We start from the raw sequence: 12,919 nt of genomic DNA, 5'->3' as shown, positions 1-12,919 counted from the left end.
CGCGTCCGGGTTCAGCGACCCGAGGGCGGCGGGGTGCCCGGCGCGAGCTCGGCGCCGAGCGAGAGCGCGAGCTCGTCGGCGTAGTTCTTGAGGCTCACGCTCCAGTCGTCGTACGAGCCCTGCGTGTAGGTCACCGCGACGGCGATCGTGATCGCCCGGCCGTCCTCGGCGTGCGACTCCGGAAGGGTCAGCACCGACGACGCGTAGCCGCCGAACAGGGGCGTCTGCTTCACCCAGTCGCCCACGAGCATCGTGCCGAGCCCGTACGACCACTCCTCGGTCATCGTGTGGCAGGCGGGGCATCCGTCGAGCGGCTCGCCGAAGCCCACGAGCGCCGGATCGATGAGGGCCTCGTACGAGTCGGCGCCGAGCAGTTCGCCGCGACCGACGATCGCGTCGAAGCTCGACGCGACGTCGCCGATCGTGCTCGTCTCCACGGCGCCCTCGGGCAGGGTCCAGGACGGGTTCCAGTAGGTCGAGTCCTCCCACACGCCGCGCTCGGCGGTGAAGGCGTGCACGACGGGCGCGGGGATCGCGGGCGTCTGGTCGGCGACCGTGCCGTCGAGCTCGAGCGGGTCGAGCACGTACTGGGCGATGAGCTCCTCGAGGCTCTTGCCCGACGCCGCCTCCAGGACCTGGCCGAGCACCACGTAGTCGCTGTGCGAGTAGTCCCAGTTCTCGCCCGGCGCGAACCGGCGCGGCGTCGCCAAGCTGTACTCGAGCAGGTCGTCGTTCGTGAACACGAGGAACGGGTCGGCCACGACGGCGTCGACGAAGTCCTGGTTCTTCACGTGGTCGGGGTACCCGGCCGTCATATTCGCGAGCATGCGCGGGGTGACCTGGTCGGACTCGAGCAGGTCGGGCACCCACTCCTCGATCGGGTGGTCGAGGTCGATGATGCCCTCCTCGGCGAGGCGCAGCATGACGGTGCTCACGTACGTGATCGCGACGGCGCCGTTGCGGAACCGCCCGTCGAGCGTGATCGGCTCGCCCCGCACCGCCTCGCCGAGCGCCGTCTGCGCCACGACGTCGCCGTCGACGCGGATCTCGGCGACCAGCGAGCCGAGCGCCCGAGCGTCGAACTGCGCGGCGGCCGCCGTGTCGAGCAGCGACTGGACCGCGTCATCCGTCGTCGCGGACCCTCCGCTCGCGGGCGTGGACGTCGCGGGGGCGGTGCCGGCGGAGTCGCCCGTGCCGGCGGTGCAGGCGGCGAGCAGGGCGACGGATGCCGCGGCCGCGACGACTCCCGCGATCGTGCGGCGGTGCGGTGCGGGCATGCGGTGCTCGTTTCTCGCGCGGCGTGGACCTCCCATCCTCGCGGCGCCGGGCGGATCGCCGCTACCCCGCGTCCGGGCCGCAGCGCGCCGTCGCGGCATCCGCCCGGCCGGCCCCGAACCCTCGTACCATCGCAGGATGAGCGAACCGACCCGGCCCTGGTGGACCGACGACGGCACCGGCGGCATCGGCTTCGCGCGGATGTTCGCGTGGACGGGGCTGTTCCTCGCCGTCGGCGCCCTCGTGCTCGCGATCGCCGCGCCGCTGCAGGGCGACGCGCTGCGCACCGTGTGGATCACGGGCTTCGGCGCGATCTCGATGTGGGTCGCGTACCTCGCCGTGCCGCGCTACCGCGGCGCGGGCGTACCGGTCTCGTGGACGGTGCCGCTCACGATGGTGCTCGGCGGCCTCGCGATCCTCATCATGTTCTACGCGTTCGCGGTGATCGTCGCGGCCGCGAACGGCGTGGCGCTTCCGGCGCCCGCGCACTGGCTCGCCCCTACCGATCCGGCGGGCGTCACGGCCTGAGCGGGTGCCTGCGGCATCCGCTCGCCGTCAGACCCAGAAGCCGTCGTGCACCGCGACCGCCTCGGGCAGGTCGGCGGGGCCCGCGACCGCGACCGGCCGACCGCCGCGCGCGAAGACCTCCCGGCACGGCAGGTCCATGGTGGGCACGCCCTCCTGCGCCGAGACGATCTCGGCGAGCCCCTCTTCCGAGAGGGCGTAGACGACGCGCGCGATGCCGCCCCAGTAGATGGCGCCGGCGCACATCGCGCACGGCTCGGTGCTCGTGTAGAGGGTGCTCGTCGCGAGCACCTCGGCGGGCAGCTCGGCCGCGGCGACGCGCACGAGGTTGGTCTCGGCGTGGCCGGTGGGGTCGCCCTGCGTGACGACGGTGTTCATGGCCTCGACCCGCCGGCCGTCGGCGGTCACGAGCACGGAGCCGAACGGGTGGTCGGTGCGGTCCCGCGCCTGCTGGGCGAGTTCGACGCAGCGCCGCAGGTGGGGCAGGCCGGCATCGGTGACCGTGGTGGCATCCGTCGTGCTGTGCATCGCTCCATTGTGGCGGCCGGGGCTGCGGAGTAGAACGGGTGGATGACGCAGACGGGCACGGTGTGGGCGAACGGCGACGCCTACGAGCGGTTCATGGGCCGCTGGAGTCGCCGCATCGCCGAGCGGTTCGCCGACGGCCTCGACGCGTCGCCGGGCCTGCGCTGGCTCGACGTCGGCTGCGGCACGGGCGCCCTCTCGGGCGCGGTGCTCGAGCGGTGGGCGCCGGCGTCGCTCGTGGGGGTGGACCCCGCGGAGGGGTTCCTCGAGGTGGCCCGAGCCCGGTTGGCCGACCTCGGCGACACGGTGCGATTCGAGCGAGCGGATGCCGCGGCGCTGCCGCTGCCCGACGCGTCGGTCGATGCCGTGGTGTCGGGCCTCGTGCTCAACTTCGTGGACTCCCCCGAGCGCGCGGTCGCCGAGATGACGCGCGTCCTCGCGCCCGGCGGACTCGTCGCGATCTACCAATGGGACTTCACCGGGGGCATGCCCCTGCTGGAACTGTTCTGGGACGCCGCGGTCGCGCTCGATCCCGCCGTCGCACCGCTGCACGAGGACGCGAAGTTCGGGCACTGGACGCCGGCGTTCCTGCGTGCCCTGCTGACCGGTGCACCCGGGGTCGCCGCGACGTCGGTCGTCGTGGAGCCCATCGAGGTGGCCGCCGTCTTCGCCGACTTCGACGACTACTGGACGCCGTTCCTCGGCGGCCAGGGCCCGGGCCCGTCGTACGCGATGTCGCTGGACGACGCTCGGCGCTCGCAGCTGCGCGAGCAACTGCGCGGGGCCCTGCCCGTCGCGGCGGACGGCACGATCACGCTGACGCTGCGCGCGTGGAAGGCGGTGGCGCGCACCGTCGGCGGTGCCGCGTAGCGCGGCCGCTCGGGCTGTGGACGGCGCGGAATCGGCGTCGGCCGAATCCCCTACGGTGGTCGGCATGCCCAGCACTCCCGTCGTCCGCCGCCGCCGCGCTGCGCTCGCGGCCGGCGCTGCCGGCGCGCTCGTCGTCGCGCTGGCCGCGTGCACGTCGCCCGCGCCGACGGTCTCGCCCGCTCCGTCTGCGGACCCATCCGCCTCGGCCGAGCCGATCTTCGCCTCGGACGAGGAAGCGCTCGCGGCGGCGGTCGCGGCTCATGAGGCGTACCTCGCAATGAACGATGCCATCATTAGCGACGGTGGGGGAACGGAAAGAATCCTCGCCTACACGACGCCTGAATACGGCGCCCAACGCATCGATGAACTTGCCGCTTTCGTGTCGTCAGGGCTTCGGTCCACGGGCAGAACCACGTTCGATACTGTCTCGCTGGCCGAATACGCAGAGTCCGAGCAGCCTCCGCGGATATCCATGTATGCGTGCGTGGACGTCTCGGGCACGCGCCTAATCAACTCCGCTGGGGTGGACGTCACACCAGCGGATCGCGATTCGAGGGTGCCCGTGCTGCTCTCGTTTGAGGGCGGGCCGGGTTCCGTGTTGGTTTCCGGGAGCCAGCTGTGGTCGGGCGACAACTTCTGCTGATCGCAGGAGCGACCCTCCTGTTAGTGTGCGGCCCAGTTGTGTCATCTGCGGCCGCGGCCGCGCCCCCGTCCTGCAGCACCGAGCAGGTCCAAGCCGGCATCTGCACAGTCAATGGCATCGTCAATAGTGATGCGATAACCCTCGAGGGAGAGTTCGAACAGGTCGCCTCCGACAGTTCGACTCTCGGCCCACCCTCCGCCGACGGCGACTCTTTTTCTGCAGAGACAATCGATGCTTCAGTGAGCGCCCCGGCGCCGCCACCCGTCGACATGTGCGGCCCGCTCAACCCGGTGCCCTGCACGTTCACGGGCGCGGAACCCGCTCCGCCGCCCGCCGGGGAGCCGGCGGTGACGATGCGGGACATCGCGTCGTTCCGGCCCGCGACGCCGGGCAACGGCATGGAGCCGAGCGGGTGGGCGGTCATCGGGCTTCCGGCGAACTTCGTGGCCGCGGCATCCGTGCAGACGGTGCCGGGCACGCTGCTCGGTCGCTCGGCGGAGGTGCGGTTCCACCCCGTCGGGTACCGGTGGAGTCACTCCGACGGGTCCGTCGTGGAGGCGTCGGAGCCCGGGGCCACCTGGGAGGCGCTCGGCCGCGCCGAGTTCTCCGACACGTCCACGAGCCACCGGTACGCGGCATCCGGGCGCTACACCGTCGCGCTCGCGGTGATCTACGTCGCCGAATACCGGTTCGACGGATCAGCGTGGCGCTGGATCGACGGCACGCTCGCCGTCGACGCTCCGCCGCAGCCCGTGCTCGTGGGCGAGTTCGACACGGTGCTCGTCGCCGGCGACTGCAACGCGCGTCCCGACGGACCCGGCTGCTGACGGTCGCCGCGCCCGCGAGCGGGAGCACGTTCCGTTTCGCGATCGCGGTAGTGGGGGCTACTCGGCTACCGCGATCGTGGGAGGAGGAAGTCCTCGAGCGCGGTGACCACCCACGACATGTGGGTGACCGCCCACGACATGTGGCAGGCCCGCGCTGCGGACTCTCGGCCGACTCTCGGCGTACGCGCGGCCGACGCGTGGCCGACGCGCGTCGCCGGCGCCGGCGCGTCAGGCCGCGCGGTCGAGCGCCGCGAGCACGCGCGGCACCGCGCCGCCTAGGTTCCACTCGGTGGCGAGACGTTCGAGCGATTCGCGCGCGGCACCCGCGACGGGTGCGAGGCGCGCGCCGAGCGCGTCGGCGTCGGGCAGGTCGAGGTCGCGCACGACGTTCACGACGGTCGGCGCCACCGCGAGGTAGTCGTGGGCGGCCGTGAGCTTGGCGCGCATGGTCGCCGACATCCGCGGCGCGGCATCCGTCACGTCGGGGTCGCCCGAGGCGACCACGAGCATCGCGTCGAGCGAGCCGAAATCGCCGAGCAGGCCCGCCGCGGTCTTCTCGCCGATGCCCGCGACACCCGGCAGTCCGTCGGACGAATCGCCCCGCAGCACGGCGAAGTCCGAGTACTGCGAGGGCTCGATCCCGTACTTCTCGACGACCACCTCGTCGGTCACGAGCTCGAGGCGGCTCATGCCGCGCGCGGTGTAGATGATTCGCACCCCGGCGTCGTCGTCGACGAGCTGGAAGAGGTCGCGGTCGCCCGTGACCACGTCGACGGGCATGCCGGCCTGCGTCGCGAGCGTGCCGATCACGTCGTCGGCCTCGTGCGCGGCGACCCCCACGATCGGGATGCCGCACAACCCCAGCACCTCGCGGATGAGCGGCACCTGCGCCACCAGCCCGTCGGGCGTCTCCTCGACGTCGGGCCCGGCGGGCACGAGCGTCGCCACCCGGTGCGCCTTGTAGCTCGGAATGAGGTCGACCCGCCAATGCGGGCGCCAGTCGTCGTCCCAGCACGCCACGACGTGCGTCGGCTCGAAGTCGGTCACGAGCCGCGCGATCATGTCGAGCAGGCCCCGCACCGCGTTCACCGGCGTGCCGTCGGCCCGCCTGATCGAGTCGGGCACCCCGTAGAACGCCCGGAAGTACAGCGACGCGGTATCGAGCAGCATCAGTCGGTCGGCCATACCGCGATCCTCGCACGCCGCTCCCAGCCACCCACAGCACGCACACAGGAAACCCACAGTCCCGGGGCGCATTCTGCGGAACAGCGTCCGCCTCCCACCGGTTCTCTCTGGTGACGCCCACGACCCCGCCGAGGGGTTCCGGCGTGCAGGCGCCGCAGCCAGCGTCGCCAGAAGGAGGAACCGTGTCACCCGACTACCGCAAGACTCCCGAGGCACTCGACCGCCTCACCCCCCTGCAGCGCAAGGTCACGCAGGACGACGCCACCGAGCCCGCGTTCCGCAACGAGTTCTGGAACAACCACGAGCCCGGCATCTACGTCGACGTCGTCTCCGGACAGCCGCTCTTCTCGTCGACCGACAAGTACGACAGCCGCTCGGGCTGGCCGAGCTTCACGAAGCCCATCGACGAGAGCGTCGTCACCGAGAAGGTCGATCGGTCGCTCTGGATGAAGCGCGTCGAGGTGCGTTCGGCTGGCGCCGACAGCCACCTCGGGCACGTCTTCGACGACGGGCCCGCGGACGCCGGCGGCCTGCGCTACTGCATCAACTCCGCCGCGCTGCGATTCATCCACCTCGACGACCTCGAGCGCGAGGGATACGGCGCCTACCGCGCACTGTTCACCCAGGCGGATGCCGCAGCATCCGCCGAGACCGCAACCGCCACCGCCACCTCCAGCACCGACACGAAGGACGCATCATGACCACCCCCGGCGCCATCACCACGACCCCCGGCACCGAGACCGCAGTGCTCGCAGGCGGCTGTTTCTGGGGCATGCAGGACCTCATCCGCAAGCGCCCCGGCGTCGTCTCGACGCGCGTCGGGTACTCGGGCGGCGACGTGCCGAACGCGACGTACCGCAACCACGGCAGCCACGCCGAGGCCATCGAGATCGTGTTCGACCCGACGAAGACCAGCTACCGCGACCTGCTCGAGTTCTTCTTCCAGATCCACGACCCCACCACGAAGAACCGGCAGGGCAACGACATCGGCACGAGCTACCGCTCGGCGATCTACCCGACCACGCCCGAGCAGTACGACACCGCGATCGACACCATCGCCGACGTGGACGCCTCCGGCATCTGGCCGGGACCGGTCGTGACCGAGGTCGCCCCGGCGGGCGCCTTCTGGGAGGCCGAGCCCGAGCACCAGGACTACCTGGAGCGCATCCCGTGGGGCTACACCTGCCACTTCGCGCGCCCCGACTGGAAGCTGCCGAAGCGCGACACCGCGGAGGCCGCCTCCGCCTAGTCGGCTTGCTGCGAGCGCCCCGGTGATCCCCGATCGCCGGGGCGTTCGGCGTGCGCCCGCTAGCGTTGGGGGATGCGGTTCTCCGAGCGGTTCCGGGCCACCAAGCGGGCCCCGCTGCTGCAGGTGCTGAAGTCCGCGGTGGCGACGGTGGCCGCCTGGCTCGTCGCCGGGTGGTTGATCCCGGGGCCGCTCCCGGTGTTCGCGGCGATCGCGGCGCTCCTCGTGGTGCAGCCGAGCGTGAACCAGTCGCTCGGCAAGGCGATCGAGCGCAGCGTCGGCGTCATCGCGGGCGTCGTGATCGCGTCGGTGCTCGGGCTCGTGTTCGGGCAGAGCGGCTGGGTGGTGCTCGCCGCGATCGTCATCGCGATCCTCATCGCGTGGGCGCTCCGCATGACCACGGCCACGTCGAACCAGGTTGCGATCAGTGCGATGCTCGTGCTCGCCCTCGGCGGCACTGCCCCCGAGTACGCGTTCGACCGCGTGTTCGAGACGCTCATCGGCGCCGCGATCGGCATCGTCGTCAACGCGATCATCGTGCCGCCCGTGCTCGTGGAGCCGGCGCGGCGCGACCTGGCGCTCCTGGGCGGCGAGCTCGCGGCATCCGTCGACCGCCTCGCCAGGGCACTCGAGCACCCGCAGCGCCCCGCCGACATCGAGCGGCTCATGATCGAGGCGCGACTGCTGCGCCCGATGCGCGACGCCGCGGATGCCGCGATCACCGACGCCGAGGAATCGCTCACGCTCAACCCCCGCCGGTCGGCCCACCGCGGCGAGATCGCCGAGCAACGTCGGCTGCTCGAGCGCCTGGGCCCCATCGTGACGCAGGTCATCGGCATGACCCGCGCCGTCAGCGACCACTACGACACCGGGCTCGCCGAGGAACCCACCGTGCAGGCGATCGCAGACCAGCTGCGCCGCGTCGCGCACGACGTGCGCCTCGCCGTGCACCTGGCCGACGTCGTACCGGAGCCGCCCACCTCCGCCATCCCCGCGCTGACGTCGCCACTCGTGGTCTCGCCGCCGAAGTCCGGCCACTGGATCCTCGTCGGCTCCCTCATGGAGGACCTCCGCCGCATCCGCGAGGAGCTCCTCGAGGCGGAGCCCGGCGCGGGCACCCCGGGCCCGGACTAGCCGGTGCCGCGCGGATCACCGGCCGCTGCCGCGCGGATCACGAACCGCCGCCGCGCCGATCGTCGGGTGTCCGGCGATTCCGGAGATGACGTGCGCCGCAGCGCCGAACCGCGTCGTTCCTCCTTGCGCACCCCTCCTCCACACCGCCGCGTGCATCACGGCGGTGTGAGTGTGTGCCGATGAGAAACCGGTGGACTTGTGAACTTGTGTACTTTTCAACAGGTTCTGGAGGGCGCAACAGTGAGTCCGCCAGCACGCGTTGCAGTGAGCAGAGCGGAGCGAGCACGAGCGGTTCAGGCGCGCGGGCTCTGGCAAGCACCGGGCTGGCAAGCACCGGGCCTGGCAGCACCGGGCCTGGCAGCACAGGGCTAGCGAGCGCTGGGCTGGCGAGCACAGGGCCTCGCGAGCGCAGGGGTGGCGAGCACCAGGCCGGCGAGCCAGGTTGGCGAGCACAGGGCTCTGGCGCGAAACGGCGTCGGTGCGAGCACGGGTGACGGAACCCGGATGGAGAGCGAGGAGCTGTTGTGGCGGAACCGCACGCGGTCAGAGTCGATGCCGACACGTACCGATTGATCGGCGACCTGGCGCACCTCACGGGGCGAACGCGGAAGGATGTCGTGCGAGACGCGGTTCGGGCGCTCGCATCGTTGCGGGAGGTCGCGCTCGACGACGGGCTCGACCGTGCCGCCGACCGGCTCGCGCTCGCAGGCGCTCGGCACCGAGGTCTCGAACCGGTTGCGACTCGCGACCCCGGGAGCGGTGCGACGGCCCCACACACCGCAGGTCCCGCTCGGGCGCGCGGCCGTATCGGCGCGGCTCGCGAGACGCCGATGGTCATGGCACGGATGTCGCCGGCCGAACGACTCGAGGCAGGGCGCGAAGCCCTCGAGCGGGCGATCGCCGAGGTCGGCGCGCGCCGGCCGCGCATCGTCGATTCGGCAGCGCACGGGTACCTGCCCGAGCACACGGTCATCGGCGTCGAACTCGACGACCCGGCGGCGGGGTGGCAGGTGTTCGCCCATCTCGGTGCCGTGGCGCTCGCCGAGGTCGGCATCGACGCCTATTTCGTCCAGGTCGGTGGAACCTGAGCGTGCGCCCCGGACAGGAACCCCGGGACCTCAGCTGAGGAGGTCGCGGACCGCCTCGCCCCACTCGAAGCCGCAGTCGCGGCAGTCGAAGATCGGGGCGTCGTCGAGGAAGCGGGCGGCCGCGGCATCCGTCGCCTCGACCTCGATGTCGAGCGGGCCGTAGACGATCGCTCGCACCGAGGTGGAGCCGCAGCGGAGGCACGGCTCGTCGAGCACGTGGGGCTCGAGCGTGGGCTGCAGGTGGTTCGTCATGGCAGTCACGGTACGTCGGTCCACCGACATCCGTGGGAACCGGCGCGCGCGTCGCCCCTGAGATCCGCCTGCCGCGGCGCCGTGGCGGCGAAGCGGCGCGGTGCCGCTCGACACGGCGGAGAGGCGGCATCCGGCAGCGGGTCGTTATCGTCGAATCGGAAAGGGGCACGCGCATGCGACGAGGCACGAACGGCTTCGACTTCTTCTCCGCCGGCGAACTGCCGGCGCCGAGCTTGCCGGCCGACGAGGTCGCGGCGATCGTGCGCGACCACTGGGGCCTCGACGTCGCACTCGAACCGCTCGGCAGCCAGCAGGACCAGAACTTCCTCGCCCGACCGAGCGCCGGCGGCGAACCGCTCGGCGTTGTGAAGATCACGAACCCCGCGTTCACCGCCGCCGAACTCGCCGCGCAGGACGAGGCGTCCGCACGCATCGCCACGGCCTCGCCCGGCTTCCGCATCGCCACCACGAGCATCGCGCACGACGGCGGTGCGCGATCCGTGGTCGCCGACACGAGCGAGGGCGCACTCGCGATCCGCCTGCTCGAGTACCTGCCCGGCGGCACGCTGCACGGCGACACGTACCTCTCTCCCCGGGTCCTCGCGCGCATGGGCGAGCTCGCCGCGCACGCGAGCCTCGCCCTCGCCGGCCTCGAGCACCCCGGGCTCGATCGCATCCTGCAGTGGGACCTGCGCCACGCCGATCGCGTCGTCGAGCTCCTCGCCCCGCACCACCCCGATCCGGCGAAGCGCACGCAGGTGACGGATGCCGCGACTCGCGCCTGGGCGACGGTGCAGGCCCTCGCCGCCGACCTCCCCGTGCAGGCCGTGCACCTCGACCTCACCGACGACAACGTCGTCTGCACGACGGACCGCGGCATCCGCCTGCCCGACGGCATGATCGACTTCGGCGACGTCACCGCGAGCTGGGCGGTGTCGGAGCTCGCGATCACGATCTCGTCGATCCTGCACCACGCGGGCGCCGAGCCCGTTTCAGTGCTGCCCGCCGTGCGGGCGTTCCACGCGCTGCGCCCGCTCTCGTCCGCCGAGGTCGCCGCGCTCTGGCCGCTCGTCGTGCTGCGGGGGGCCGTGCTCGTCGTGAGCGGCGAGCACCAGGTGCAGATCGACGGCGGCGACAACGCCTACGCCGCCGACGGCATCGCCCGCGAATGGCGCATCTTCGAACAGGCGGTGTCGGTGCCGAGCGAGGTCATGACGGGCGTGATCGCGGCGGCGCTCGGCGTCCCCGCAGCCGGGGCCGTGGAGGCCGCGGGAGCGGGGTCTCGAGACGCGGCCGGCTCCGCCGGGCGCTCCTCGACCCGCACAGGGGCGGCGACGCGTATCGAGACCACCCCCGGCTTCGACCCCGCCCGCGCCGCGCGCCTCGACGTCTCGATCACCTCCGACGAGGTCGACGCCGGCGCTTGGCTCGATCCCGAACTCGAGCAGCGGCTCGCTCTCGCCGCGCTCGACGCGGGCGCGTCGGCGGCGTGGCTCGAGCGCGGCACACCCCGGCTCAGCGAGAGCCGCATCCGTTCGACGACGTCATCCGCGACCGTGCCGACCGGGATCGACGTGTGGTTCGCCGAATCGCAGCACCTCGCGGCCACGGGCGACGCACGCCTCGTGGTCGAGGGGGCGGATGGCGCGACCATCCTCGACGGGACGGTGCCGGCGCGCACGAGGACGCGGGTGCGCCTCGAGGCGGCGCACGGGCCCCGCGTCCCGCACCTCGTGCGCCCCGAGGTCGCACCGGGGTGGCTCGGGCTCACGGAGGATCCAGGGGCGGCGATGGGGCTCGGGGAGGGGGGTCTCGATACGCCGCTGCGCGGCTACTCGACCGACGGAGGCGACCCGGGTCTCGATACGCCGCTGCGCGGCTACTCGACCGACGGAGGCGACCCGGGTCTCGATACGCCGCTGCGCGGCTACTCGACCAGCGGGGGGAGCGACGCCGCGGCGCTCGTCGCCCGGCGCGACCGCGCGTTCGCCGAGGTGCAGGAGCACTACTACGACGCCCCGCCGCGCATCGAGCGCGGCTGGCGCGAGCACCTCGTCGGCACCGACGGGCGCGTCTACCTCGACATGGTCAACAACGTGACGCCGCTCGGCCACGGCCACCCGAAGCTCGCGGCCGCCGTCGCGAAGCAGCTGCGCACCCTCAACACCAACTCGCGCTTCAACTACGGCGCCGTCGTCGAGTTCTCCGAGCGCCTCGCGGCCCTCGCGCCCGATCCGCTCGACACCGTGTTCCTCGTGAACTCGGGCTCCGAGGCGACCGACCTCGCGATCCGCGTCGCCCTCGCCGCGACCGGCCGCCGCGACGTCGTGGCCCTCCTCGAGGCCTACCACGGCTGGACCTACGCGTCCGACGCCGTGAGCACCTCCACCGCCGACAACCCGAACGCCCTCGCGACGCGTCCCGACTGGGTGCACGCGCTCGACGCGCCGAATCCGTTCCGCGGCGTGCACCGGGGGGCGGATGCCGCGCGCTACGCGCCCGAGGCCGCCGACCGCATCCGCGCCCTCGCCGCGGACGGCACCGCGCCCGCCGCGTTCATCGCCGAGACGTTCTACGGCAACGCCGGCGGCATCCCGCTACCCGACGGCTACCTCGCCGAGGTCTACGCGGCGGTGCGCGAGACGGGCGGACTCGCGATCGCCGACGAGGTGCAGGCCGGCTACGGCCGCCTCGGGCAGTGGTTCTGGGGATTCGAGCAGCAGGGCGTCGTGCCCGACGTCATCGCCGTCGCGAAGGCCGCCGGCAACGGCTACCCGCTCGGCGCCGTCATCACGACGCGCGAGATCGCGGCCCGGTTCCGCACGCAGGGCTACTTCTTCTCGTCCACGGGCGGCAGCCCCGCCTCGAGCGTCGCCGGCATGGCCGTGCTCGACGCGTTCCACGACGAGGGTCTGCAGCGCAACGCGCTCGAGATCGGCGCGCACCTGAAGGCGGCGCTCGAGGCGCTCGCCACGCGGCATCCGCTCATCGGAGCCGTGCACGGCCTGGGCCTCTACCTCGGCGTCGAATTCGTGCGGGACAGGGCGACACTCGAGCCCGCGACCGAGGAGACCGCTGCGATCTGCGACCGGCTGCTCGAGCTCGGAGTCATCATGCAACCGACCGGCGACCACCAGAACGTGCTCAAGGTGAAGCCGCCGCTGTGCCTGGATCGCAGCTCGGCCGACCACTTCGTCGCCCTGCTCGACCGGGTGCTCGACGAAGGCTGGTAGTCGCCTGCGAACACGATTCGCTGCGGGTCGAAAGCCCTTGACACGGCACCCCCGGCGGCGCAGAGTGCGATGAGCACACGCGGCGCGGGCACGTCGGGGGGCGAGCGGCCACACGC

General features: G+C 72.5%; 13 protein-coding genes. 9 read left to right on the top strand and 4 right to left on the bottom strand.

Annotated elements, in window-relative coordinates; all coding sequences use genetic code 11:
* Nucleotides 1–11 precede the first annotated feature (11 nt).
* Nucleotides 12–1,277: a serine hydrolase domain-containing protein gene (locus EDM22_RS03710; RefSeq protein ID WP_170963996.1), complete on the bottom strand. Its 1,266-nt coding sequence runs from the start codon at nucleotides 1,275–1,277 to the stop codon at nucleotides 12–14.
* Between the two features lie 136 nt (nucleotides 1,278–1,413).
* On the opposite strand from EDM22_RS03710, the gene EDM22_RS03705 reads away from it, so the two are divergent.
* Nucleotides 1,414–1,803, top strand: coding sequence for a hypothetical protein (locus tag EDM22_RS03705; protein ID WP_138708018.1), 390 nt, complete (start codon nucleotides 1,414–1,416; stop codon nucleotides 1,801–1,803).
* 27 nt (nucleotides 1,804–1,830) lie between these two features.
* Here the strand turns inward: EDM22_RS03705 and EDM22_RS03700 are convergent, their stop codons facing one another.
* Entirely contained in the window at nucleotides 1,831–2,328 is a 498-nt protein-coding gene (locus EDM22_RS03700) for a nucleoside deaminase (RefSeq protein ID WP_122935710.1), read from the bottom strand.
* 42 nt (nucleotides 2,329–2,370) lie between these two features.
* On the opposite strand from EDM22_RS03700, the gene EDM22_RS03695 reads away from it, so the two are divergent.
* From EDM22_RS03695 to EDM22_RS03685, 3 genes are all read left to right on the top strand, one after another.
* Nucleotides 2,371–3,195 carry a class I SAM-dependent methyltransferase gene (locus EDM22_RS03695; protein WP_212591881.1) on the top strand — a complete coding sequence of 275 codons (825 nt, stop codon included), beginning with the start codon at nucleotides 2,371–2,373 and terminating at the stop codon, nucleotides 3,193–3,195.
* Nucleotides 3,196–3,259: 64 nt separating this feature from the next.
* The gene (locus tag EDM22_RS03690; RefSeq protein WP_138708017.1) at nucleotides 3,260–3,838 is read left to right on the top strand and encodes a hypothetical protein; all 579 of its coding nucleotides are present in this window, start codon (nucleotides 3,260–3,262) and stop codon (nucleotides 3,836–3,838) included.
* A gap of 239 nt (nucleotides 3,839–4,077) precedes the next feature.
* Entirely contained in the window at nucleotides 4,078–4,665 is a 588-nt protein-coding gene (locus EDM22_RS03685) for a hypothetical protein (protein ID WP_122935708.1), read from the top strand.
* Between the two features lie 228 nt (nucleotides 4,666–4,893).
* On the opposite strand, the gene EDM22_RS03680 is transcribed toward EDM22_RS03685, so the two are convergent.
* The gene (locus tag EDM22_RS03680) at nucleotides 4,894–5,850 is read right to left on the bottom strand and encodes a 5'-3' exonuclease (RefSeq protein ID WP_122935707.1); all 957 of its coding nucleotides are present in this window, start codon (nucleotides 5,848–5,850) and stop codon (nucleotides 4,894–4,896) included.
* A gap of 182 nt (nucleotides 5,851–6,032) precedes the next feature.
* Here EDM22_RS03680 and msrB point away from each other — a divergent pair, with 182 nt between their 5' ends.
* From msrB to EDM22_RS19290, 4 genes are all read left to right on the top strand, one after another.
* A complete protein-coding gene (msrB, locus tag EDM22_RS03675) occupies nucleotides 6,033–6,551 on the top strand; it encodes a peptide-methionine (R)-S-oxide reductase MsrB (RefSeq protein WP_122935706.1) in 519 nt (172 codons plus the stop codon).
* Nucleotides 6,548–7,099: a peptide-methionine (S)-S-oxide reductase MsrA gene (gene msrA, locus EDM22_RS03670; protein WP_122935705.1), complete on the top strand. Its 552-nt coding sequence runs from the start codon at nucleotides 6,548–6,550 to the stop codon at nucleotides 7,097–7,099. The genes msrB and msrA overlap by 4 nt, the downstream gene beginning before the upstream one ends.
* Before the next feature lie 72 nt (nucleotides 7,100–7,171).
* A complete protein-coding gene (locus tag EDM22_RS03665) occupies nucleotides 7,172–8,230 on the top strand; it encodes an FUSC family protein (RefSeq protein WP_122935704.1) in 1,059 nt (352 codons plus the stop codon).
* A gap of 836 nt (nucleotides 8,231–9,066) precedes the next feature.
* Entirely contained in the window at nucleotides 9,067–9,318 is a 252-nt protein-coding gene (locus tag EDM22_RS19290) for a hypothetical protein (protein ID WP_138708015.1), read from the top strand.
* 30 nt (nucleotides 9,319–9,348) lie between these two features.
* Here EDM22_RS19290 and EDM22_RS03655 read toward each other — a convergent pair whose 3' ends face one another.
* A complete protein-coding gene (locus EDM22_RS03655) occupies nucleotides 9,349–9,570 on the bottom strand; it encodes a hypothetical protein (RefSeq protein ID WP_122935702.1) in 222 nt (73 codons plus the stop codon).
* Nucleotides 9,571–9,743: 173 nt separating this feature from the next.
* On the opposite strand from EDM22_RS03655, the gene EDM22_RS03650 reads away from it, so the two are divergent.
* Nucleotides 9,744–12,803, top strand: a complete 3,060-nt coding sequence (locus tag EDM22_RS03650; RefSeq protein WP_122935701.1) for an aminotransferase class III-fold pyridoxal phosphate-dependent enzyme — start codon at nucleotides 9,744–9,746, stop codon at nucleotides 12,801–12,803.
* The last annotated feature ends 116 nt before the right edge of the window (nucleotides 12,804–12,919 follow it).

It is taken from the genome of Agromyces tardus (assembly GCF_003710805.1).
GTDB lineage: Bacteria > Actinomycetota > Actinomycetes > Actinomycetales > Microbacteriaceae > Agromyces > Agromyces tardus.
This window is presented reverse-complemented; position numbering and strand designations above follow the sequence as displayed.